The organism is Gemmatimonadaceae bacterium, assembly GCA_036496605.1.
Taxonomy (GTDB): Bacteria; Gemmatimonadota; Gemmatimonadetes; order Gemmatimonadales; family Gemmatimonadaceae; genus AG2.
This window is the reverse complement of sequence record DASXKV010000018.1, coordinates 190,436-213,598: the sequence shown is the minus strand read 5'-3', so window position 1 is coordinate 213,598 and position 23,163 is coordinate 190,436. Positions and strand designations below refer to the sequence as shown.

General features: G+C 64.9%; 19 protein-coding genes. 5 read left to right on the top strand and 14 right to left on the bottom strand.

The window, feature by feature from the left end:
• From VGH98_07080 to VGH98_07050, 7 genes are all read right to left on the bottom strand, one after another.
• The coding region (locus tag VGH98_07080) for a S26 family signal peptidase (GenBank protein HEY2375725.1) at nucleotides 1-260 on the bottom strand (260 nt) is incomplete at its 3' end.
• 84 nt (nucleotides 261-344) lie between these two features.
• Entirely contained in the window at nucleotides 345-707 is a 363-nt protein-coding gene (locus VGH98_07075) for an SWIB/MDM2 domain-containing protein (GenBank protein HEY2375724.1), read from the bottom strand.
• A 252-nt stretch (nucleotides 708-959) separates the two neighbouring features.
• A complete protein-coding gene (locus VGH98_07070; GenBank protein ID HEY2375723.1) occupies nucleotides 960-2,519 on the bottom strand; it encodes an alpha/beta fold hydrolase in 1,560 nt (519 codons plus the stop codon).
• Complete coding sequence (locus tag VGH98_07065; GenBank protein ID HEY2375722.1) at nucleotides 2,516-2,782, bottom strand: hypothetical protein; 267 nt, start codon at nucleotides 2,780-2,782, stop codon at nucleotides 2,516-2,518. The genes VGH98_07070 and VGH98_07065 overlap by 4 nt, the downstream gene beginning before the upstream one ends.
• On the bottom strand, nucleotides 2,779-3,660 hold the full coding sequence (locus tag VGH98_07060) for a deoxyribonuclease IV (GenBank protein HEY2375721.1): 882 nt from the start codon (nucleotides 3,658-3,660) through the stop codon (nucleotides 2,779-2,781). The genes VGH98_07065 and VGH98_07060 overlap by 4 nt, the downstream gene beginning before the upstream one ends.
• A 9-nt stretch (nucleotides 3,661-3,669) precedes the next feature.
• Complete coding sequence (locus VGH98_07055) at nucleotides 3,670-4,353, bottom strand: response regulator (protein ID HEY2375720.1); 684 nt, start codon at nucleotides 4,351-4,353, stop codon at nucleotides 3,670-3,672.
• 49 nt (nucleotides 4,354-4,402) lie between these two features.
• Complete coding sequence (locus VGH98_07050; protein ID HEY2375719.1) at nucleotides 4,403-5,191, bottom strand: hypothetical protein; 789 nt, start codon at nucleotides 5,189-5,191, stop codon at nucleotides 4,403-4,405.
• 177 nt (nucleotides 5,192-5,368) lie between these two features.
• Between VGH98_07050 and pruA the strand changes: the two genes are divergently transcribed.
• From pruA to VGH98_07025, 5 genes are all read left to right on the top strand, one after another.
• Nucleotides 5,369-7,129: an L-glutamate gamma-semialdehyde dehydrogenase gene (pruA, locus tag VGH98_07045; protein HEY2375718.1), complete on the top strand. Its 1,761-nt coding sequence runs from the start codon at nucleotides 5,369-5,371 to the stop codon at nucleotides 7,127-7,129.
• A gap of 215 nt (nucleotides 7,130-7,344) precedes the next feature.
• Nucleotides 7,345-7,857 carry a DUF2911 domain-containing protein gene (locus VGH98_07040; protein HEY2375717.1) on the top strand — a complete coding sequence of 171 codons (513 nt, stop codon included), beginning with the start codon at nucleotides 7,345-7,347 and terminating at the stop codon, nucleotides 7,855-7,857.
• Entirely contained in the window at nucleotides 7,847-8,275 is a 429-nt protein-coding gene (locus VGH98_07035; GenBank protein HEY2375716.1) for a thioesterase family protein, read from the top strand. The genes VGH98_07040 and VGH98_07035 overlap by 11 nt, the downstream gene beginning before the upstream one ends.
• Nucleotides 8,268-9,314 (top strand): ornithine cyclodeaminase family protein, encoded by a 1,047-nt coding sequence (locus tag VGH98_07030; GenBank protein ID HEY2375715.1) that lies wholly within the window; start codon nucleotides 8,268-8,270, stop codon nucleotides 9,312-9,314. Before VGH98_07035 ends, VGH98_07030 begins: the two co-directional genes overlap by 8 nt.
• Complete coding sequence (locus VGH98_07025; GenBank protein HEY2375714.1) at nucleotides 9,311-10,291, top strand: pyridoxal-phosphate dependent enzyme; 981 nt, start codon at nucleotides 9,311-9,313, stop codon at nucleotides 10,289-10,291. Before VGH98_07030 ends, VGH98_07025 begins: the two co-directional genes overlap by 4 nt.
• A 72-nt stretch (nucleotides 10,292-10,363) precedes the next feature.
• Here the strand turns inward: VGH98_07025 and VGH98_07020 are convergent, their stop codons facing one another.
• The 7 genes from VGH98_07020 to VGH98_06990 all read right to left on the bottom strand — a co-directional run bounded on the left by VGH98_07020 (nucleotide 10,364) and on the right by VGH98_06990 (nucleotide 23,129).
• The gene (locus tag VGH98_07020; protein ID HEY2375713.1) at nucleotides 10,364-14,161 is read right to left on the bottom strand and encodes a DUF4175 family protein; all 3,798 of its coding nucleotides are present in this window, start codon (nucleotides 14,159-14,161) and stop codon (nucleotides 10,364-10,366) included.
• Between the two features lie 110 nt (nucleotides 14,162-14,271).
• Entirely contained in the window at nucleotides 14,272-16,422 is a 2,151-nt protein-coding gene (locus VGH98_07015) for a BatA domain-containing protein (protein ID HEY2375712.1), read from the bottom strand.
• Nucleotides 16,423-16,424: 2 nt separating this feature from the next.
• Nucleotides 16,425-17,423: a DUF58 domain-containing protein gene (locus VGH98_07010; protein HEY2375711.1), complete on the bottom strand. Its 999-nt coding sequence runs from the start codon at nucleotides 17,421-17,423 to the stop codon at nucleotides 16,425-16,427.
• A 96-nt stretch (nucleotides 17,424-17,519) separates the two neighbouring features.
• Nucleotides 17,520-18,554, bottom strand: a complete 1,035-nt coding sequence (locus tag VGH98_07005) for a MoxR family ATPase (GenBank protein HEY2375710.1) — start codon at nucleotides 18,552-18,554, stop codon at nucleotides 17,520-17,522.
• Between the two features lie 80 nt (nucleotides 18,555-18,634).
• Nucleotides 18,635-19,507 (bottom strand): DUF4159 domain-containing protein, encoded by an 873-nt coding sequence (locus VGH98_07000; GenBank protein ID HEY2375709.1) that lies wholly within the window; start codon nucleotides 19,505-19,507, stop codon nucleotides 18,635-18,637.
• Complete coding sequence (locus VGH98_06995) at nucleotides 19,504-22,125, bottom strand: tetratricopeptide repeat protein (GenBank protein ID HEY2375708.1); 2,622 nt, start codon at nucleotides 22,123-22,125, stop codon at nucleotides 19,504-19,506. The genes VGH98_07000 and VGH98_06995 overlap by 4 nt, the downstream gene beginning before the upstream one ends.
• Nucleotides 22,122-23,129, bottom strand: a complete 1,008-nt coding sequence (locus tag VGH98_06990; GenBank protein ID HEY2375707.1) for a hypothetical protein — start codon at nucleotides 23,127-23,129, stop codon at nucleotides 22,122-22,124. The genes VGH98_06995 and VGH98_06990 overlap by 4 nt, the downstream gene beginning before the upstream one ends.
• Nucleotides 23,130-23,163: the final 34 nt, after the last annotated feature.

Genomic DNA, 23,163 nt, shown 5'->3' with positions numbered 1-23,163 from the left:
GCGAGCTTGTTGACGAACAGCCAGTCGCCGACGAGCAGCGTCGGGATCATGCTGCCCGACGGAATGCGGTACGCCTCGACGAACAGCGTCCGCACGACGAGGTAGATGAGGATGGCGCCGACGAGAGATTTGAAGTTCTCCCAGAGCCAGCGGGCAATCGGCGACGGGCCCTTGTCGGCGTTCGCACGCGCGCGCGCGACGACGTTGGAGGGTCGACCGGACGGAGATCGTTTGGTGGACTTGGGCGCGCCTTTCGCCATGGCGTGGGAATCTAGTGCTCCTGAAACGCAGCGGGGGGGCGTGCGATGCGCACGTCCCCCCTCCGAGTGCAAACCAGCGGTGGCTTACTTCATGTGCTTGTTGACGAGCTTGGTCATCTCGAACATCGAGACTTTGTTTTTGCCGCCGAAGACGGGGCGGAGCTTGTCGTCGGCGTTGATCATCCGACGCTCCTTCTGGTCCTGGCAGCCATTCCGCTTGATGTACTGCCACAACTTCTTCGTGATTTCGGTGCGCGGCATCGGGCTGTTCCCGACGACGGCGCCAAGCGCAGCATCCGGCTGCATCGGCTTCATGAACGCAGGATTCGGTGCGCGCTTCGCACCGGTGCGCTTCCGACCCGCCTTGCGCGCGCTACCACGTGCCTTCTTCGCACCACGTTTCGCACCGCGCTTGGCGCCGCCCCGCTTTGCTTTTTTCGCTGCCATTCTCTCTCCCGGTAGATGGAATGGTGTACTGTTTTCCCTCTGAAAGTCGCTCGTTTTCACTCTGAACACGAACGGCTATCGGGGCGAAAAGTATGTCGGCCGTTCCTGAGCGCAATAGGGAAGCACATCGTTTTCCCTATGAAATTGGTGATTGGTTGCTGGTGGTTGGTGGTTGGTGGCTGCTGCTCAGCGATCTCAAATCGCATTCACCGACAAGCATTCGCCAACAACCAAGAACCAACAACCAGCCACTCACCGCAGCCGCGCGGCAAGCCAATCGGCAATCATTCCTAGCACTTCGACACGCACATTCTTCGAGGGAAGACTCGCGTATCCACTTGGGTTTCCCACGGGATCAGCGAGGAAAAGATGATCCGTCGAGGGAAATGCCTTCATCGTGACATCATTGTCGCCGCCCGAGCGAAAGGCCGCCGCAAGCTCCGCTGCCTGCTCCGGTGTGACCTGTTTGTCGGTCGCGCCCTGGAGAATGAGTACGGGTTGCTTCACGCGCTTCGCCGTCGCGAGCGGATCATAGTCGAGGAAGAAGTGAATCCACGGCTCTGCGGCTGATGCGGAGTCGAGCGTACGCGCCATCGCCTTCACCGCGGAGTCGCGCTTCGCCCCAGTGAGATGAAGCATCGAATCGGCCGCGTACTCCTGCTGGTATTTGAGAATGGCGCGCCCGGTGTGCGCCGGCCCCGCCATGAGCACGATCGCGCGGAGCTTCGGATCCGACGCCGCGACCATTGGCGCGATCATTCCGCCCTCGCTATGCCCAACGAGTCCGAGCCGGTCGCCGTCGACGTCGTGACGCGTGCGCAGATACGCGAGTGCCGCCCGAATGTCGTCCGCGAAATCCGCCGATGTCGGACCCTTCGGTCCGAGGTCCGAGCCGCCCGCGCCTCGATCGTCGAGTCGCAGCACGGCGATCCCGCGGCGACCTAACGTGTCCGCGACCTGACGGAAGGGACGATAACCATTCACGCCGGGAAGTGATTCGTCGCGCTCCTCCGTTCCCGAGCCGGTGATCGTGACGATCGCCGGCGCACCGCGCGCCGGCCTCGCCTTGGGAAGCGTCAGCGTTCCCGTGAGCTTGAGCCCTTTGGGCGTCGTCACCGTCACGTCTTCAGCGGTGTATGGCGCGTCGGCCGGTGCCGAATAGTCGGGCTTCGCGATCGTCGTCGTAATGCGCGCGCCGTCGACGCGTACGACGCGCACGTTCTGCGACGGAGCCGCCATGCCGGCGACTCTCCCGTCGACGCCAAGAGCGACGTTCATCGTGACGCCGCCAAGTGTGACGTGCGCGGAGTCGGATCCAACCCACGTCACCGAGAGCGGCACCGTTGCACCGCCTTCGGACGCGAAGAGCGGAACCTCTGCCGTCTTTCCACCGAGCGAGCGCGCGCGAATGATCGCCTGCTCGAGGAGTCCCATCGACGGATTGAAGTAGACGATCGCGCCGGGCTTCGTCGCGAAGTGTTGCGTTCTCCCCTGCAGTTCGACTGCCATGCTATCGCCCTGCTCCTCCATCGTCGCATGCGTGCCCGTGGTGTCCGCGCCCCGATACGCCCAGAGATCCATGCGCGACATCGTTCCGTCGGCGGCGAGCGTCGCTGCGTAACGAACGTGCGCGCCGCGCGCCGGGCTCACGAAATCACCCTCGAGACGATTGGCGCTGCGTGTGACGCGCTCGACGGCGAGGGTGTCGTTGCCTAACAGCATCACGAAGGTCGTCGGCTGCTGAGCGTGCGCCGCGAAACCCAAGAGCAGAGCGAAGGCGGCAGCGGCGACGTGCGACGGTCGGAAGGTCATTGTGAGGTCTCCTGATTCCAGGCGAAGTACGAATAGACGAGGGAGGCAAATCCAGCCCCGACAACGGCCACGACGCCTAACGTCAGCGTCCACGGCCTGGGAAAGGCAGCGGCAACGAGCAACACGATGCCCGCGCCGGCGAGCAAAAAATATCCGGCGACTCGGTGCGTGCGCGGCGTGAGACGGTGGCCCTGGCAGTTGATCACTGATCTGCGCAGGACGTTCGCGGTGCCGATGGAATGCCGCCGCTTCGCGCCGATCACCCCGAAAGCAACTCCATCATCCTCACATCATACGGATCCGCGCTCGCATCATCATCCGCGATTTCCATGTTCCGCTGCGGTGTTTCGAGGATGAGTGGGATGTCACGCACGCGTCGATCCTCGAGGAGCCATTTGAACGGCTCGGCGCCGATCGTGCCCTCGCCGAGGAGCACGTGGCGATCGCGGTTGGACGCGAAGGCGCCTTCGCTGTCGTTGAGATGGAAGAAGCCCGGTGGCTCGCCCGACGCGCCCTCGAACTCGTCGAGCACACGGGTCAGTGCTTCACGAGAGGCACCGATGTCGTAGCCTGACGCCCAGAGATGGCACGTGTCGAGACCATAGCCCGTGCGTGCACGCACGCGCGCGGGGACATGATGCAGGATGGCCGCGACCTCGGCGGCGGTGCGCGCGAAAGTGCGGCCCGCGCCCGCGGTGTTCTCGACGAGCACGCGGGTCTCACCGGGAACTTGATCGAGCGCGTAGGCAATGGCCGACGCGACGCGTTCGGCGGCCGCCGTCGTGTCGCCGTCGATTGCCGCGCCCGGGTGGAAGCAGACGACGCCGAGCCCGAGTCGCGTCGAGCGCTCGAGCTCTTTCGTTAGGCCATCGCGCGCGCGCGTCCACTTGTCTGCCTCGGGCGTCGCGGTATTGAGCACGTACGCCGCGTGCGCGACGACCTGCCGCGGCGCGATATCCGTCTCGCCCAGTGCGGTGCGAAACCGCTCGACGCGCTCCGAGCGAATCGAGGTCTTGTCACCGTAGTACTTCGGGATCGCGGTGAAGATCTGCAGCGCCTTCATTCCCGCGCGCCCGGCCCGCCGCGCGGCCATGTCGATGCCGCCGTTGTCGACCGTGTGACCGCCCAGATACAAAGACATGCCCGAAAGCTAATCTCCCTTCTCCTCGGGCTTCGATAGATCGAGCATGCGGGAGCCTTCGACGTACTCCACGCTCTGCGGATTGCGCAGGCGCGCGATGCGCTTCACGACGTCCCCGATGCGCTTCGCTTGCTCGAGGATGATGAGCGCTTGCTCATTCTTCTCCCCGCGATCGTTGAACTCCATGAGGAGGAGCTCGGCGTGCCCGAGAAGCGCGGCGAGGGGATTGTTGATTTCGTGCTGGAGCGCGATCGCCGTCTCGCCGATGCCGGCCCGCCAGCGGGCGATCGCGAGCTCCGCTTCCGCCTTACGACGCGCCACGTCCTGTGCGCTCCGGCGCTCGGCGATCACGAGCCGCGCGCGCAGATGCTCTGCGGATGCCGGCTTCGCGACGTAGTCGTCGGCGCCCGCGTCGAGCACCGCGACCAGATCGCCCGGCTGGTCGCGCCCCGTGAGCACGAGAACGAACGTCTCGTGCTTCTCGTCGAGCTGGCGAATGCGGCGGCACACCTCGATCCCGTCGAGACCCGGCATGATGATGTCGAGCACCACGAGTGGCGGACGCGCTTCCTGAAAACGCGTCCACGCTGCGTTGCCGTCGCCCACCGCCTCCGACTCGTGACCAAGCTCCTGCAGCACGGCGCACATGAGCGCGCAAGTCGTCGCATCGTCGTCGGCAACGAGTGCTTTCATCGGCCTTGTAGGTCGAGGGTACCCGGGCTTGCGGTGTAACGCGGCCGACTCACTGGAGTCGGCCAACGCGGACGATGCGGGTCGGTCTGGCGTCGGACTCCCCTCCGGCGGGGTTAACGATCCAAGAGACCGCGACCTCTCGACCGGTCACGGCAACTTGAGGGTCGGTCGCCGAACCAACGCCAGTCGAGCCACGGATGCGGTCGCCAAAAATGTGTCCCCAGTCTCGCGAAAGCGCGAGACCAATTTGCGGGGTCGAGCCACTCGGCTCCTCATATGCGACCGCAAGCGTGCCTCTATTCGCCGCGACCGCCGTCCGGGTGAGCCGGTCGCCGTAGAGAATGGTGACGGGCACCTCATAGGTCTTACCGGCATTCATCGAGTGCGCGTAGAAGACGCCGACGCCCTCAGCGCCGCGCATCGCGTAGGCGACGTGGACAAAGCCTGCACTGGCGGCGATCGCCGGCGGAGGGCGATTGCAGCCGGCAGTGCTGACGTCCGCCGTGTCGACGCGCACCGGCGGACGCCAAGTCTTACCGTCATCGGGCGACACGGCCGCGAGTAGCAGCGCGCTGCTATCGTCGCGGACGGACCACCACGCTGCCGTCAGTGTTCCGTCATCCTGGCGAGCGACGCGCACGGTGCTGGGACACGCGCGGTGGTCCGCCTCGGGGACGATGCTCACGGACGTGTCTGGGGCCAGTCGTGCGCGGCCTTTCGCGTCGACAGCTATGTGGCTGTCCGCGTCGCTGGCGCTCGACAGCGTGAGCGGATCGGTCCACGCGACGTCGTCGCCGGCGCAGCCTGCCACACAGGACAGAATGGCCAGCAGCAACACGCGCTCGATCCTGATAGCTTGAGAGGGTTGGAGTCGCGAAACTATCATCGTGATCCGGCGCACACGAATTTCATGGGCAGGACGCCCGCCGTCGCGCTGTCGCGTCTCGTCGTGCGAAGGGCGTACCGCCCCGTCGCAGTTCGTCCCAAAATCTGACAACTCATAATCGAGCTCACCATGGCCGCACCTGTCGCAACCACCAAGCGTCCTCCGAAGACAGACAGCAAGCGCGATAACCGGCCGGCCTCGCGCGCTGCTGCCGAGTCCAGGCAGGCGGAAGAAACCATTTCACCGCCGAGTGGACCAATTGCTGGCTTCACGGGCACGCGACGGGTGCCGATGCCGGTGAACGAGCCCGTGAAGGGCTACGCGCCGGGATCGCTCGAGAAGAAGGCGCTGAAGGAGCGCCTGAAGCAAATGGCGAAGGAGCGGATCGAGATTCCGATCATTATCGACGGGAAGGAGATCCGCAGTGGGGAGACGGCGCAGGCGGTGATGCCCCACAATCATCGTCACGTGCTCGCGGACTGGCACAAGGCGACGCCGAAGCATGTTTCACAGGCTGTGGAGTCGTGCCGTAGGGCGCGACTCGAGTGGTCCAACTGGGCGTGGGAAGATCGCGCCGCGGTCTTTCTGAAAGCGGCCGAGCTCCTGGCGACAACGTGGCGCTCGACGCTCAACGCCGCAACGATGCTCGGCCAATCGAAGACGGTGTTTCAAGCCGAGATCGATGCCGCGTGTGAGCTGATCGACTTCTGGCGCTACAACCCGCACTACGCGCAGGAGCTCTACGCCGAACAGCCGTTGTCGACGCCGACGATGTGGAACCAGCTCGACTATCGCGGCCTCGAGGGATTTGTCTACGCAGTGACGCCGTTCAACTTCACGTCGATCGGCGGTAACCTGCCGACGGCGCCGGCGCTGATGGGGAACACCGTCGTGTGGAAGCCGGCGTCGTCCGCGATGCTGTCCGCGTATTACATCATGAAGCTGCTCGAGGCCGCGGGCCTGCCGCCGGGTGTGATCAACTTCGTACCTGGCGATGCGGCGGCGATTTCCGATGTGACGTTAGGCAGCCGCGACCTCGCCGGCGTGCACTTCACCGGGAGCACCGCCGTCTTCAACAGCATGTGGAAGACGATCGGCGCGAACATGTCTCGTTATGCATCCTATCCGCGGATCGTCGGCGAGACCGGTGGTAAGGATTTCATCGTCGCGCATCCGTCGGCCGACCCGCAGGCGCTCGCCGTCGCGATCGCGCGTGGCGGGTTCGAGTACCAGGGACAGAAGTGTTCGGCGGCGAGCCGCGTGTACGTGCCGCGCTCGCTGTGGAAGGAAGTGCGCGATCGCACCGTTGCCATGGTCGAGGAGATGCGGATGGGTGACGTCACCGATTTCCGCACGTTCATCGGCGCGGTGATCGATCAGAAGGCACACCGGAAAATTGCCGAATACATCGCCGATGCGAAGAAAAACGCGACGGTCGTCACCGGTGGTAAGACGGAAGACAAGGAGGGGTATTTCATTCAGCCGACGTTGATCGAGACCGAGGATCCGGGATATCGGCTCCTCTGCGAGGAGATCTTCGGCCCCGTCGTAACGGCGCACGTGTACGACGATGCGCGATGGCAGGAGACGCTGGAGATCGTCGACAGGACGTCGCCGTACGCGCTCACGGGCGCCGTCTTCGCGACCGATCGCGGCGCAATTCGTGAGGCGATGATGGCGCTGCGTAATGCCGCGGGCAACTTCTACGTGAACGACAAGCCGACGGGCGCAGTGGTGGGCCAACAGCCGTTCGGTGGCGCGCGTGGCTCGGGAACCAACGACAAGGCGGGTTCGAAGCTCAACCTGGTGAGGTGGGTGAGCCCGCGGGCGATCAAGGAAACGTTCTCGCCGCCGACGGAGTATCGGTACCCGTACATGAGCGAAGAGTGATGATCACTCAGTCTGTCGTCCTGAGCGAAGCGAAGGATCTACGCGCTGCGCGCGCAGATCCTTTGTCTATTTGGAGTCGCTCGCGCTGTGCGCTCGCTCCTGTCGATCTCGCTGGGAGGAGCGGGAGCGCGCGCAACGCGCGCGCGACTCCGAATAAGATTGATCTACTTCGAGCGCAAGCGAGAAGTAGATCCTTCGTCGCTACGCTCCTCAGGATGACAGGGGCCTTCGCATTCCTCGCGTTAGGTGCCTGCTCGGCGAAAGCGCAGCCTGGCCGCCGAAGCAAGCGCGGAACGGTCACGCAATCGGTGAACAGCACCGAGATCAGCATTCGCTACTATCGCCCCGTCCTGCGTGGCCGCCTCCCCTTCCCCGACATCGTGAGCTGGGGCCGCACGTGGACGCCCGGCGCCGACAGTGCGACGCGGCTCGAGACGACTGGCCCACTCGAGGTCGAGGGGAAGGCGCTCCCGGCAGGGAAGTACAGCCTCTGGGTGATCCCCGAGGAGAAAGACGCCTGGACCGTAATCTTCAACCGGACTGCCGACGCCTTCCACATGTCGTACGACGAAGGCCAGGACGCGCTCCATGTGGAAGTGCGGGCGACCACCGTTGCGCAATCGGTCGAGACGCTCGAGTTCTCCTTTCCCTTCGTCGACGCCGACTCGGCCGTGATGCAACTGCAGTGGGGCACCTTCGTAGTGCCGCTGCACATCCATGCACGATAGCAGTCCTTTTGAGCTCGCACGCGCCGTCAGAGAATCAGATCTCGACGATCGCGCGCACGTCAACAACGTCGTCTACGTCCGATGGGTGCAGGACGCAGCCGCGGCGCACTGGGCGGTGCTCGCACCCGAACGCAGCCGAGACGATCTCGCCTGGGTCGCGCTCCGCCACGAGATCGATTATCACAGTCCCGCCGTGCTCGGTGACGAGGTCACCGTCCGCACGTGGGTCGGTGTCGCGCACGGGCTCAGCTTCGAGCGATTCACGGAAATTCGCCGCACAGACGATGGACGACTCCTCGCGAGCGCGCGAACATTGTGGTGTCCGGTGGACGCACGGACCGGCAAGCCACAGCGTGTGAGCGCCGAAGTTCGCGCGCGCTGCTCGGTGCCGGCGTCCGATGGAGATCGTTATGGCTGACAATGGACATGCGGGTCTGGTCGTTCTCGACAGGAACGATGTCACGCGACTCCTTCCGATGGACGAATGCGTCGATGTCATGGCCGCGGCGCTCGCGACGGTCGCGCAGGGGAACGCGATTCTGCCGCTCCGACCGATGATCCGGCTTCCGGATTCACCGAACATTTTCGCTCTCATGCCGGCGTACCTCGGTGAGCCGAAATCGGTCGGCGTGAAGGTGCTGACGGTCTTTCCCGTCAACCACGGCACGGCCATCGATGCGCACCAAGGCGCCGTGCTGCTCTTCGAGGCCGATCACGGGCGCTTGCTGGCGATCCTCGACGCGACGACGGTAACGGCAATTCGTACCGCGGCCGTCTCCGCGGTTGCGACGCGTCTGCTCGCGCGGGAGGACGCCGAGGATCTCGCGATCCTCGGCGCCGGAACGCAGGGCGTGATGCATCTGCACGCGATGACAGTCGTTAGGCCAATTCGCCGCGTGCGCGTCTGGAGTCGCACGACCGCGCATGCGCGCAATCTCGTGCAGCTCGCGCGCGAGCGGTTCGATCTGCACGCCGAGGTGGCGGCGTCGCCGGCGCGCGCCGTCGAGCGCTCGACGGTCGTGTGCACGACGACCGCGTCGCCGACGCCCGTGCTCGAGGGCGAGTGGGTCCAGCCGGGCACACACATCAACGCCGTCGGCGCCTGCATTCCGACGACGCGCGAGCTCGATACCGAGGTCGTCCGCCGGTCGCGGCTGTACGTCGATCGACGCGAATCCGCGCTCGCCGAGCCGGGCGATATTCTCATGCCACTCCACGAGGGCGCGATCACGACGGACCACATCGTCGCCGAGATCGGGCAACTCCTGCTCGAGGGCGGCGACCGCCTCGGCCGCCGCAGCGAGCACGAGATTACACTCTTCAAATCACTCGGACTGGCCGTCGAAGATCTCGCTGCAGCGCATCACGTGTATCAGAAGGCGGCGGCGAACGGCGTCGGCAACTGGATCGTTCTGGGCGGTGCCCGTGAGGATACCCACGCGGAGCTCCACGCATGACGACGCCGACGCTCGCCGCCAGTACGCTCGACGAGATCGTCGCCGCACGGGCGAGGATCGAAGGCACCGCCCTGCGCACTCCGCTCGTGCGTCTCTACGTCGACGCGCCCACCGACATCTGGCTCAAGCTCGAGTGTCTTCAGCCGATCGGATCGTTCAAGCTTCGCGGCGCAACGAACGCGATGCGCCGGCTGAGCGAAGACGCACCGGAGCGCCTGTCGGCGGGTGTCTACACGGCGAGCGCGGGGAATATGGCGCAGGGCGTCGCGTGGGGGGCTCGTGCGTTAGGCATCGCGTGTACCGTCGTTGTTCCCGATACGGCGCCTTCGACGAAGCTCGCCGCAATCGAGCGACTTGGCGCACGGATCGACAAGCGGCCGTTCGACGCGTGGTGGCGAGTCATTGCCGAGCACGGGGATCCGCATCTTCCGGGGACGTTCATTCATCCCTTCGCGGACAACGATGTGATGGCCGGCAATGCCACAATCGCGCTCGAGATCCAGGAGGATCTGCCTAACGCTGGGGCGATCCTCGTGCCGTACGGCGGCGGGGGGCTGGCCTGCGGCATCGCCGCGGGCGTCCGCGCCGCCTGGCCGTCGCGTGCGCCGCGTGTGTACGCGTGCGAAGTCGACAGCGCCTCGCCACTCGATGTGGCGCTACGCACGGGACAACCGGCAACGGCGTCCTACGTGCCGAGCTTCGTCGATGGCATCGGCTCGAAGCGCGTCGCCGACGAGATGTGGCCCCTGGTGCGGTCACTGCTCGAGGGCGCCATCGTGGTTCCGGTGCGCGCCGTGGCCGATGCGGTTAGGCTAGTCGTGGAGCGGGCGCGAGTCGTGGCCGAGGGCGCCGGCGCGGCGGCCGTCGCCGCGGCGCTCACAGGTCAGGTGAAGACTGGCCCGATCGTGTGCATCGTGTCGGGTGGAAACATCGACCTCGGAAAGCTCAGCGCGATCCTGCGGGGCGAGTTGCCCTGAGAAGGGGCTAGCGCATAAGGGCTAAGGTCCTCGCGAACCCCAGCCCCTGTGCGCTAGCCCGCTCGCTCCTCGTTAGGGCTTCTTCGCCAACGATTTGTAGTACTCCTCCACATATTGCTTGAACGACGCCGGCACATCGCCGGTGCGGCCGAGGAGCACGCGATTCTCGTCGCTCTCCCCAAGCTTCTTGCGCAGCGAGAACTCGAACGCCTTGAGATTCTCGAGCGTCTGCGCGCGGAGATCGGCCGCGGAGCGTTCGTCGGCGAGAATGCGATCGTTGCTCAGCGACTGCATGTCGGTGATCGCGCGATCGAGCTCGCGCGTGTCGATCCCCTGGCGCTGCAGATCGCGGCGCAGCGCCTGCGCGTCGGAGAGCCGCTCGCGCATCTCGCGACCGTACTGGCCTAACGATTGACCCTCGGGCGGTCCCGCCGCGCCCGAGGTCTCGGTACCAGGACGGCCGCCGCCATTCTGCCCGCCGCGCATCCCGCCTTGCGCCGACCCACCGGGCTGACCGGGCTGCTGGCCCTGCGCGCCTCGCTGGCCATTTTGCTGCCCGTTCTGTTGCCCATTCTGTTGACCGTTCTGGTCCTGCTGGCCGCCTCGCGCCTGCTGCCCATTCTGCCCTTGCTGGCCATTCTGCTGCTGGCCGGTCTGGGCCTGTTGGCCATTCCGGGACTGCTGCCCGTTCGCCTGCTGCCCCTGCTCTTTCCCTGATTGCGAGTTTCGCATTCGCTCATCGAGTGACTGCATCCCGCGTACGAGATCGCGCGCGCGGTCGAGCGCCTGCGATTGCGACGCCTGCTCGCTCGATTTGCCTTCGCCGTTGCGCGCTGCCGCCGCTACCTGCTCGAGACGTTGCTGGAGGTCGTTGAGGTCGTTCCCAATCGCCGACTCGAGCGTTTTGGTATAGTCCGGACCGGCGTAACGCATCGCGCCTTGCGAGTTGCGAATCTTTTCCTCCGTCTTGCGATCGCGTATCGTCTTCGACGCCTCGGCAAGGCCGTTCGCAGCCTCCTTGTTCTCGCGACGCGAATCGAGCGAGAGTTTGTCCATGCGCGACTTGAGATCGCGCAGCTGATCGGCCATCTGACCCTTTCGCTCCGTCAGCGACTGCAGCTGCTGCGCGCGCTGTTGCGCATTTGCATTCTCCCACAGCTTGCCGACGTCACTGCCGACCTGCTGCTCCTGACGCCCGAGATCCTTCGCGCTCTGCAGCACGTCCTGGACGTCGCGCTCGAGACGACCCGAGCGCTGCTCCTCGAGTAATCGACGCGCCTCGTCGATTCGCTGCTGCGCCGCGGCCGCGTCGGTCGCCGCTTGCTGGGACGAGGTGCTCCCGCTCGCCGATCGGCGCATTGCGTCCGCCGCGTCTCGCAAGCGACGCGCCGCCTCCTCGAGCGCGCGCTGCTCTCGCTGCTGCGCTGGTGAGCTGGCCGACGACGACTGACTCGAGCGCGCGGAGGATGAGGACGACGATGATGAATTGTTCTGTTGGGACCCGTTCCCGCTTTCCTGGCGCTGCTGTTCCGCCTTTTCACGCGCGAGACGCTCGAGCTGCCGCGCGGCCTCCTCTGCTTCCTGTGCCATCTGACGCTGCGCTGCGCCGCCCGACGAGCCGGACGCGCCCATGCGTTGACCGAGGCTGTCGGCTTTTCGCTGCGCCCGTTCGTTCTCCTGCTGCATTCGCGCCGCGAGCCGCTTGAGCTTGTCCGCCGTTTCGTCGATCTGTTGATCCGACTGCTGCTGCTGCTCGCGACCGCGCTGCACGCTCTCGTACTGGTTTCGCAACTTATCACGATTCAGCTCGAACAGATCCGCAAGATCCTGCGCACGTTGTGAGCTCGCTCCACCACCACCACCACCACCGCCCATGCTCACGCGCACATTCCGGAACACCGCCTCGGCGCGCTGCAGCTGCTGGAGCGCGCGCTGCTCGGGCGCGAGCGCCGTCTGCGCGTTGCCGTCGGCGAGATGCTTCTCGGCCGTGTCCATGATTGGCGTTGCCTTGTTCAGGATCTCGGCGATCTTCGCGAAGTTGCTGTCGCGCGCGGCAATGCCACGATCGACGATGCGTCGCGCGAGCTCCTCGGCCTGACCGCGCAGCTTCTGTTGCGAGACGCGCAGCGTCGACAGGTCTTCCTGGAGGTCCTTCGTCTGCTTCGACGCCTGATCGCGCATCGTGTTGAACGTGCCCGCGATGATCTGGCGCTCCTGCTCCGACAGTTGGCCGGCGTCGTCACTGCCACCACCGCCACCGCCGCCGCCGCCTTGATCCTGCTTGTACTCCTGCTCGAAGGGACGCACCTGGAGGAAGTAAATGTCCGTCGTGGCGGTTTTCGCGCCGCTCACCGCGTCGTTGTCGGTCGCTCGCGCGTAGTACGACACGACGTCCCCCGGCTGGAGCTTGAAATCCTCGAGCGAGAAGGTGTGGGCAGCCGTCATCTGCGGCGTGCGTCGCGTTGCGTTGTAGAGCGGCTCGGTCTTCTCGGCCCCGCCGTTGACCGAATACACGAGCTCGAGCTTCTGCACGCCGTAATCGTCGTCCGCCTGGACCTCCGCGTATACCTCGTCGACGTTTAGTACTTTCTCGTCACGGCCCGGCTTGGTGAAGACGATCGTCGGCGGACGATCGGGCAGCGCGTCGATCGTGTAGTCGAGCGAACCCGGGAAAATGCGGCCATCCTGGGCGGTGAGCTCGACCTTGTAGAACCCGGCCGCGTCCACGCGCAAAGACCCGCCGAGGGTTCCGTCGGTCTGCGGCGCGAGCGGAACGGTATCGGTGTGCTCGCCCCGTTCGACGATCAGCCGCCCACCGCGAGCGGGCACCGTCGTCGTCACCCGGACGCGAACCTGCGTACCCTTCACGGCGGCAATGTCGCCGCCCTCTTCGACCGCCTGCGGCACCAGGCCCGTATACGACGGAAAGCGATAGTCGAGCCCCAGCTTCTTGGTGTAGGGGACGTCGGCGACGTCGATGTGATAGCCCGGGGACCGGACGCCGTTCGATTCGATGACGTAGTCCATCGGCGCGGCGATGTCGAACAACCGGAAGGTGTAGCGGCCGGCGAACTTGCCGACGCTGTCGAGCGCCATCGTCAGGCGCTGCCAGGTCGTGGAATCCTTCTGCCTAACGAGCAGGTCGACCTCGTCGGACTGGAAGCCGCGCAACTGCGCCGCGATCAACAAATCGCCGCCGCGAGCGACCGTGATGTTTCCCGGCTCGGCGCTGATCGCGTACGCCTCGGCGGCGTGCGCGCGATCCCACGGCACGAGCATGAGCCCCATGCCGTGACGCATTGTCGCGGGGCCGAGCAGCGTCACGAGCAACGCGACGCCGGCGACGCCCGCAAGGATGCCGGCGCTGAGGTGCAACTCCCGCTCGTCGACATGGCGTCCGTCGTCGATCGTGTGCACGCGCTCGAGCGCGATGCGGGTGAGGTGCGTCAACAACGTGGGGGAAACGGGCCGGCGCGCGCGCACCGCGTCTGCTTTTTCCCGATTGGCCTCGAGCTCCTGCAGCTCGACCGCGGTGAGCACCGCGGCGTCGAGCGAGGGCGCATGCTCCTCGAGGTACAGCGCAACGCGGCGATCACTCGGTCGGCGCACAGGGAGCATCGGCACGACAACGAACACGATGGCCAGCGCCGCAACGATGAACAACACGATGACGCGCGCGACCGTGAGTGCCGTGCCGCCATCGTGCAGCTTCGCGAGGATGAACGCGGAGCCGGCAAGCAGAACAAAGGCCGCGGCGACGACAATGCTCGCGCCGCGCAGCGCCCGCTTCAGCCGCCATCGATCGCGCACGCCGTGCACGACGCCCGTTAGGCGGGTGCTATCGCTTGGCAGCGGATGTGTGGATTCCATGCGATCGACCTCCGTTGTTCGTCGCGGGTCGTTCACTGTTGCTGGTGGTTGGTCGCTGGTTGCTGGTTGCTTCCGTCACCAATCACCAACCACGAACCGCCAACTACCAATCATGCACTTCGTCTCGACAATCGATTCGACATCAACGTCTCGGTCGCGAGTAATACGCCGGCGAGCGCGAGCAGATACCACCAGATCGTTTGTCGGCGCTCCGTATCTTCGCGGCTCGGCGCATCGGCGGCGATTGCACCGGTCGAGGCGCCTACGTTTCCACCGGCCAGAACCGACGCTTTCAACTCCTCGGGATCGATGCGTGCAAGATTCGCTTCCGCGGGATCGAGATTGACGGCCAGCCGCTGTCCCATGCCACGCCCCGCACCCTCCGGACGAATCTCGTAAAAGCCCTGCTCGTGCAACGGCACCAGCCCTTCGTTAGACGACGGCAATCGCGTCTTGGCACCCGAGGGCGCTTCGACCACGATCGCGCCCTGGCCAGCTCTCTGGCTCGCGCCGGACAGTTCGGCGTGCCGCGAGAGATCCAATACCTCACCAGCCGTGAACCAGGACCGCGCGCCGCTGTATCGGCCGGCGTACTTCGCGACCTGCTGAACGAATGGGAGAAAGACAGGCTGCAGCGCAAGATCATTCCAGTAGCTGTCGAGCGTCGATCCCCATACCAATACTTTCCCGCGGCCGACGCGATGCTCGACGAGCGCCGGCGCGCCGTCGTCGAAGCGGGCCAGCACGTGCAATCCGGAGGCCGAGTCAGCCACGCCACCGGCGCGCTTTGTCCCGCTGTCGGCGCGAACCGTTAGGCGACGGTAGCGCAGGAAGCGCGCGGTGGCGAAGTCGCCGGAGCGCGGGGCATTGAAGACGTCGAACACGGGATGATCGTAGTCGATCCACGCGAGCGTGCCGCCGGCGTCGCCGGCACGGTCGACCACCGCGCCGATCGGGCCAGGCAGATCGTTGGTCCACTCGCCCTGCCACGCGTTCGCCGGCAATTGGTCGCCGGCGACGATCAACACGCCGCCACCGCTATTGATGAAGTCACGGAGCCGCGCCGCGCCGTCGCCGACCGGTGGCGGCACCTCGTCGAAGATGATCAGGGAGCGTCCGTCGAGATCGGCCGGGGCGAGGCCGCCGGTCTTCCTCACGTCGATGCGGAATGACGGCCGATCGCCGATGGCGAGCGCGCGCGTCACATAGAGGCTCTGATTCGCGCGCGGCGCCGAGGGCTCGACGAGAAGCACCGACACGCCTGCCTCCGGCGCGATGGTGAAATAGTACTTATCGTCGGCGCCGAGTTGGTCGGCGCGCGTGTTCGTCGCCGGCACGACGAGGCGCACGAGTCCGGTCGACGTGCCACTCGGAATCGCGATCGGCGCGAATCGCACCTGGCTCGCCCCGTGAGCCGGAATCGCGACCCGCTTCGTCTCGGCGACGCGACCGTTGAGCTCGAGCGTTGCGTCGACGTTGTCGAGCGCGGCGGCGGCGGTGTTCGTTAGGCGTGCGGCGATGGTTGCACGGTCGCGCACGCCTTCACTGCGCTGAATGTTGACGTCGGCGACGGCGGCATTTGCGAGCCCGGAGTCACCGGCGGCGACGTCGACGTTGGTGATTGTCGTTCCAGCGGGAAAGGAGATCTCGTCGCGCACCGTCCAGCCCAACCGCTGGAAATCGGTGATCAGCACGACTTCGCGGCGCGGCAGATTCGATCCGGCGAGGATCTGCGAGGCGAGCTTGAGTGGTGGTGCATAACGAGTCGCCTCCGAGCTCGGGCGCAACGCACCGATGGCGGCATCGAGCGTCGCGACGTCGTGCGTCGGCGGCGTGACGGCGGCCGCATCGTCGTCGAAAGCGACGATCGTTGCCCGGTCGGTCGCGCCGAGCGACGCCACGGCACGCCGCGCCGCCGTCTGTGCGCGCGACCAATGATCGCCGGCGCCCATGCTGTACGACCGGTCGACGAGGACGACGAGCTCACGCGCTCCCGCGCCTGCGGCGCGCACCGCGCCCTCCCGCCGAATGAAGGGACGTGCAAAGGCCATGACTACGATCGCGAGCGCAAGGCAGCGCAGCGTGAGCAGCAGAAGGTGGCGCAGCTTCTGTCGGCGCACCGATCGATACGGAATACGTTGCAGGAACATCAACGACGGGAACGGCACGACTTCGCGCCGCTCCCGGTTGATCAGGTGGATCAATACCGGGATGGAGAGGGCGCCAAGGCCAGCGAGAAAGAGAGGAGCCAGGAACGACACGACTAAGCCCTCGACGTCATTCGTGCTTGCCGCATCCGCTCGCGGTTCGAGAGAAAACGAAACAGTGCATGATCCAGAGGCTTGCTCGTATCGAAGAGCGCGTAGTCGACGCGATTTTCACCGAGCACGCGGCCCAGACTCGCGACGTGCTCGGCGACGAGTGCGCGGTACTGCGCGCGGAGATAATCGGGAATGACCGGCATCCGCTCGCCCGTCTCGAGATCCACGAAGTTCGCGCTGTCGGTGAATGGAAACTCGAGCTCGCGGCGATCGAGCAAATGGAACACGATCACGTCGTTCCCCTTGCCCCGTATGTACGCGAGCGCATCGAGCACGGCTTTGGGCTCCTCATAGAGATCGGAGATCAGGAGCACGATCGAGCGTCGCCGGAAGGATTCGCCGATGCGCCGAGTGACCTCGGCCAGTACCGGCGGCCTGATTCGATCGCCGTTAGGCGACGCGCCACCGCCGACATCGGTCGGCATCGGCGCGTTCCCTAACCGGTCGAGCGTATGCAAAACGATATTCAGATGCTTCGCGGAAGGAGGCACGAACTCGCGGATCTCACGATCGAAGGTTACGAGCCCGACACGATCGCGCTGCGTGCTCGCGAGATACACGAGACAGGCGGCGAGATATCGCGCGTAATCGAGCTTGCTCAACGATCGCGTCACTCCATTCTCGGTCGAGCCGCCGTAGTACATGGACGGCGACGTATCCACGAGCACCGTGAAGTTGGTATTCGTGTCCGCCTCGAACTCCTTGATGAAGTGCCGATCGCTTCGCGCGAACAGCTTCCAGTCGATGCGCCGGATGTCGTCTCCAGGCATGTACGCGCGATGCTCGGCGAAATCCATCGATGACCCGAGATGCGGCGAGCGATGCAGCCCGTTGATCATCCCCTCGACGACAACGCGTGCGACCAACTCGAGATCGCCGATCCGTGCAAGCACGGTCGGATCGATCAGCCGAGTGGAGGCAGTGGGTTGAAGGGAAGTCATATGAAGGCTAGAGCCTAGAGTCTAGGGGCTAGGGTAGGGGTTAGGCGTAGTGGAGCGTAGGGCCGAGCCCCTATTCCCCTAGCCCCTAACCCCTTCTCACATACCCGATCTGGGCATCGGCACATGCTTCAGCAGTTCGTCGATCACCATATCTGACGTCACGCGCTCCGACTCCGCGTGGAAGTTGATGAGCACGCGGTGACGGAGGATCGGCTTCGCCAGCGCGCGAATGTCCTCGAAGCTCACGTGCGTCCGGCCGTGCATCAGCGCGCGCGCCTTGCCGCCGAGGATGAGGTGCTGCGGCGCGCGGACGCTGGCGCCGTAGGAGACGTACTTCTTGATGATCTCGGGCGACGACGGTCCGGGCCGGCTCAGCCGCGCAATGCTCACCGCATAACGAGCGACGGCATCGGCGACGGGCACACGCCTGACGAGTTGCTGAAAGGCGACGATGTCCGCACCCGTTACCGCGTGCTGAAATCGATAATTCTGGATCGACGTCGTCGATTGTACGACCTCGATCTCCTGCTCCTCGTTGAGATAGTCGATGACGATCTCGAACATGAAGCGATCCAGTTGCGCCTCGGGGAGCGGATAGGTGCCCTCGAGCTCGATCGGGTTCTGCGTCGCGAAGACGAAGAACGGCTCCTGCAGCGTGTAGCTGCGCCCCTGCACGGTGACGCGATGCTCCTGCATCGCCTCGAGCAGCGCCGACTGCGTCTTCGGCGGCGTGCGGTTGATCTCGTCCGCGAGAATGATGTTCGCGAAGATCGGTCCGGGCGTGAACACGAGATGCCGCCGGCCCGTCTCCGGGTCCTCCTGAATTATTTCCGTGCCGGTGATGTCGCTCGGCATGAGATCCGGAGTGAACTGAATTCGCGAAAATTTCAGATCCAGTACCTGCGCCATCGTGTGGATCAGGAGGGTCTTCGCGAGTCCCGGTACGCCGACGATGAGGCTGTTTCCGCCAGTGAACAGCGATAGCAGCACGAGGTCGATCACGTCCTGCTGGCCGACGATGAGCTTGCGCAGCTCGGCGATGATGGCTTCGTGCCCACTCTTGAGTCGGCGCGCGAGCTCGAGATCGTCAGACTCGAGACTGGCTTGGGGTGGAGCGATGGTAGTTGCCACAGAGGTGGTTGGTGGTTGGTGATTAGTGTTGGCGGTTGGTGGTTGGCTGCTGGCGAACGACCAACCACCAACCACCACTCTCAGTGAGTGAGCGCATAGATCACGTAGTTCACGCCCAGCTTGTACGCTTCGTTCGTAAGCGCAATCGGATCGAAACCTTCGTCCGAGAATTCCCAGTATTCACCAATGTCGTTGTTGTAATTCAGGATCGCGATCAGACGGCGTTTCGGATCGTTGTTCTCGTAGATGCCGTAGTACGCCGGAATTCCACGGTACGTGCGGGCGATGATGTCGAGGCTGACGTCGAAGAAGGAATGGAAGATCGGGTGACTTGCATCGAGCCTAACGAGCTGATACCCCGGCAGCACCCGTTGCATCTGTGTCACCGTGTTCAGCCAGTCGCCCTGGTCGAAGCCGCGCATCTCGCCGAAGTCATCGAAGATGACAAAGCCGCCCTTGAGGAGGTAATTCCGGAACCCGGCGACCTCCTTGTCGTTCGGCGTCCAGCCGCCGGGTTCGGAGAAGTATGCGACGGGGTATTTCAGCAGCTCCGGATCGTCGAGCGCGAAGATGTTCCCGCCAACGATGTCGCCACGCTGCACGAATGGGTGGAGCGCCGTCAACTCGCGCATGATCTTCATGAAGTGAACGTCCGAGCGCGGATAGTCGTGCGACCACCCCGGTCCTTCATCCGTGAAGTGCGCGTAGCCGCGGTATTTGATGCGCGCGAAGGTGAACCGCCCGTCGTACTTCGCATTGCCATGAAACGCCGGCGGCACGTAGTACTCGTTAGGGTCGCCGAAGTAGCCCATCATGCGGCGTTGAGCGTGGAGGGTAGAGGGCGGAGCGTTGAGAGCAACCGCCGCAATGAGAAGCGACCACGGGCTTCGGCGGCACGCTCTGCTCACCGCACTCCACGCCCGGCCCCCAACCTTCTGCCCTCGACCGGTCATGGCTTTCTCCCTCCCGTCCGCTCCTCGTGGATCACCAACAGGAGCGTCTGTGCCTTCTCGAAGTTAGGCGCATCCTCGAGCGCACGAAGGATTGCACGTCGTGCCTGCACCGAGTCGCCGGCCTCGCGATACGCCACGGCCAGCTCATACAGTGCCTCCGGCCGATCGACAGGTGCGAGCGCGACGACTGCACGCCGCTCGCGCACCGCCAGTCGCTTGTCACCCGTCGTCCTCGCCAGCTCGGCCAGACTCTGGTGCACCACCATATCGAACGGATTGATGTAGATCGCCGCCTCGAGCGCCCCCGCTGCGCCCTTCGCGTCGCCGAGCTTCGTCAGGGCATCCGCGAGCGCGATCTCCGCCTGATAGTTCGCTTCGTTCGAAGCGACGACTTGCTTCAGCTCCTCCGCCGCGCGCTGCGTGTCGCCTCGCTTGATGTAGATCTGCGCCAACGCCCAGCTCGGACCGTCGTCGCCGCCGTACTGCGGAAACAGTGCCTTCGCTCGCTCGAGCGACGCGACCGCGGCGTCGGTCTGATTGCTCTGCATCAGCGCCCGCGCTTCCATCATCTTGACGCGGTACGCGTCGAGGCCGGCGAGCGGCGTCGCGAAACGTTCGCGCATGTACGCGTCGAATTTGCGATCGAACGTCGCCATGTCGGTGTTCAGCACATTCTTGAACACCGCATCTGTCGGCTGCCCTGCCTTGTACGCCTGCAGCATGCGCTGAATCGCTGGCTCTCCGTAATCACGCGCGATGAGGTCGCACACGAGCGACGCCTGGTAATACGAGAACATCACCTGTTCCGGATACGCCGGGTGCATGAACCCGTCGTTCATCCGGCTCACCGAGACGAGCTTTTTCTTGCGGTATGCATCGAGGAACGACGGCGTCACGTCGAAGCCCCAGCCCTTCCGCGCGCGATGCTCTTCGTAGACGGACAGGCCCTCCGACAACCACCTTGGAATTCGGTGATCGGTGGAGCCTAACGTGAACGTATGAGCAAGCTCATGCCAAACCGTCGAGCCCCAATTGAAAGGTCCCGCGTCCTTCGCGGCCGGTGAGTCGAAGGCGAGCGTCGTTCCGAAGCTCACGCCTAACGCGCCAAGCCCGGCGAGCCCCACCGTGCGCACGGAGAAATCGGCATGGCTGCGATAGACCTCGATCCGGATCGGCGGCGGCGGTGTGTACTTATACGTCGACGCGAAGCGCGCATACGCCGCCTCGCCGAGCTCCGCCACGTACGGCTCCAGCAACGCCGATTCGTCCTTCTCGATCATGAAGACGAAATGATCCGTCTTGATCTCGTCGTAGTTCTTGAACGTATCGAGCAGATCGAGCGTGTTCTTGATCCAGACGTTGTAGGGATCGCCCTTGAACGACGTCTCGAGGTCCTTGCGGCCGTCCGCAATCTGTCCGAGCCGCAACTCGTTCATGCCCAACAAGCCGAAGCCACGCCAGCTCTTCGCGTCGAGCGCGAGCGCCTGCTTCGCAAAATCGGCTGCTTCGCGATACAGCCTAACGCGGGACGAGAGCTCGGCGAGCGTATTGTAGAGCTCCGCGTCGCGTGGGTTGGCGGCGAGCGCCTGACGCTTCGCCGTGTCGAACCCCGCCTGATCGCCGACGAGATAGCGCACCGCGGCGCGCACGGCGAGCGCCTCGGAAAGCGTCGGATTCACCGCCAGCGCGCGATCCACCTCTCGCTGCGCGTCGGCGTACTCCTCGAGGTCCAGATGCAACTCGGCGCTGAAGACATGCGCCGCCGCGTCGTTCGGATTCACCTTGAGCGCGGCCCGGACGAGCGAGTCGGCGTTCGACGCGCCGTCGAAGATGCGGCGCTTCGCCGCGCCGAGGAGCGCGCGTGCATCCGACGGGTTGGTACGCAGCACTTCGTCGAAGGTGCTCTGCGCGTCCGCGCTGTTGTACTTCTCGAGAAACATCTCTCCGAGCGCGATGCGCGCGTCGTCGCCATCCGGCGTGTCCGCGCCCTCCTGGATCGCCCGATCAAGCGCTTTGAGCGCATCCTTGAATAGCTGCGGATTGGTCGCGCCGAGATAGCGACAGGCGATGCCGACGGCAGTGAGGTCGGCGCTCGAGAGCGACGCGCCGCCGGTTCGATTGTAGACGTCGATGAAGCGGTCGAACTCCTTCATGGCCTGATCGCGATCACCACGCTCGTAATGCAGGATCGCGAGATTGAGCGCTGCCGTCAGGCTGTCCGACGCGCGCGCGGCGGCGTGTACGAAGGCCTGCTCGGCCTCAGCGTTCTTGCCGCGCGCGTGCAACACTTCGCCCAGGGTGTTCTGAAGCTCGACTCCCTTCGGCGACGATGCCGCCCGGCGTGCCGCGCCCTCGGCGTCGTCATACTTCCCGACGGCGACGAGCGACCTCACGAGTCCACGCTGCGCCGCGACCCAGTCCTCGTTCGTCGCCGGCACCTTCGCAAAGGCGGCGGCAGCGTCCTGGTATTTGCCGGAACGCAACATCTCCGTCGCGTCGTCGACTGATTGTGCCGGAAGCGAGGAGGAGAATAGGAGGCCGATGAACGAGAACCAGATCCGCCACATCGCTCGGGACGACAACCCTCGGCTCTCTGCCTGCAACGCTCTGCGCGTCACGACCGTCCCTCCATCGTCCGGATCTCCTTGGACTTCATCGCCAACTCCACCAGCAGGTTTTCGAGCGCGTCATCATAGGCATCGGCAGTCATCGATACTTTGCGCTTCTTCAATTCGTCGATGCGGCCCTCGAGCGCGAACCGCTCCTTGTACAGCCCCGCGAGTCGCGGATCGTTCGCACTGGCCATGGACGCGTACACGCCGCCGCCGAGAAAGATGCGTCGCGCCAGCACCCCATCGCCGCTCGCGACGCGCAGGTCCGGCTCGGCAGTTCCCTTCTTGTCGCCATCGTCGTCGATCTGCGCGTGCTCGGTCTGCAAGCGACCCTGATCCTCGTAGTATCGCTTCGTCTCCGTCACCGCATAACGATACGCCTCGAGCAGCGACACACGCCCGTCCTTGTCGACATCGGCTCCGTCGCCGGTGAGCGCGGCCACGAAATACTTCACGAACACGGATTCGTTGCGCTCGAAGCTGCTCTTGGTCGCGGTGATGACGACACGGTTCGGCGCCGAGAGCAGTGGCAGCATGTCGCCGCTCGCACTCGTGAGATCGACGAAGCCCACCTGCTGCGTCTTGAACGCTGCAAGATCCTTCGCGAAGTCGCGTGCGCTCATGTCCGGCCCCGGCAGGCTGATCTTCGAATCCTCCTGCGAGCCACTGCCATGCCCGATGAGCACGATCACGATTTCGTCGCCCGGCGCCGCGATTCTCGCGAATCGCGAGAGCGTCGTTTCGATATTCACTTTCGTCGACACGCCCGAGATCCGTGGATCCTTCGCGCCGTCTTCCGCGAAGTACACGACCTCCGAATCCGGCACTCCATAGCGCTTGTGCGCGACGTCGGAGAGCGCGAGCCCCCAGTTGCGAAATTGCTCACTGTACTGCGGCTCGCCGCCCAGACCGGAGACGATGAGAAGATGCGTACGTTGAGCGTAGAGCGTAGAGGGTAGAATGCAGAGGGTCGCGGGTAGAGTGCAGAGGGACAGGAACGCAAGAATCACCTTTCGCGCTCTGCCCACCGCCCTCCGCGCTCTC

Bases quoted from the DNA above. Each gene is read 5' to 3' on its own strand.
- VGH98_07010 (HEY2375711.1), bottom strand. From the start codon at position 17,423: ATGACTTCCCTTCAACCCACTGCCTCCACTCGGCTGATCGATCCGACC.
- pruA (HEY2375718.1), top strand. From the start codon at position 5,369: ATGGCCGCACCTGTCGCAACCACCAAGCGTCCTCCGAAGACAGACAGC.
- VGH98_07040 (HEY2375717.1), top strand. From the start codon at position 7,345: ATGACAGGGGCCTTCGCATTCCTCGCGTTAGGTGCCTGCTCGGCGAAA.
- VGH98_07055 (HEY2375720.1), bottom strand. From the start codon at position 4,353: ATGAAAGCACTCGTTGCCGACGACGATGCGACGACTTGCGCGCTCATG.
- VGH98_07025 (HEY2375714.1), top strand. From the start codon at position 9,311: ATGACGACGCCGACGCTCGCCGCCAGTACGCTCGACGAGATCGTCGCC.
- VGH98_07020 (HEY2375713.1), bottom strand. From the start codon at position 14,161: ATGGAATCCACACATCCGCTGCCAAGCGATAGCACCCGCCTAACGGGC.
- VGH98_07000 (HEY2375709.1), bottom strand. From the start codon at position 19,507: ATGACCGGTCGAGGGCAGAAGGTTGGGGGCCGGGCGTGGAGTGCGGTG.
- VGH98_07035 (HEY2375716.1), top strand. From the start codon at position 7,847: ATGCACGATAGCAGTCCTTTTGAGCTCGCACGCGCCGTCAGAGAATCA.
- VGH98_07070 (HEY2375723.1), bottom strand. From the start codon at position 2,519: ATGACCTTCCGACCGTCGCACGTCGCCGCTGCCGCCTTCGCTCTGCTC.
- VGH98_07030 (HEY2375715.1), top strand. From the start codon at position 8,268: ATGGCTGACAATGGACATGCGGGTCTGGTCGTTCTCGACAGGAACGAT.
- VGH98_07060 (HEY2375721.1), bottom strand. From the start codon at position 3,660: ATGTCTTTGTATCTGGGCGGTCACACGGTCGACAACGGCGGCATCGAC.
- VGH98_07075 (HEY2375724.1), bottom strand. From the start codon at position 707: ATGGCAGCGAAAAAAGCAAAGCGGGGCGGCGCCAAGCGCGGTGCGAAA.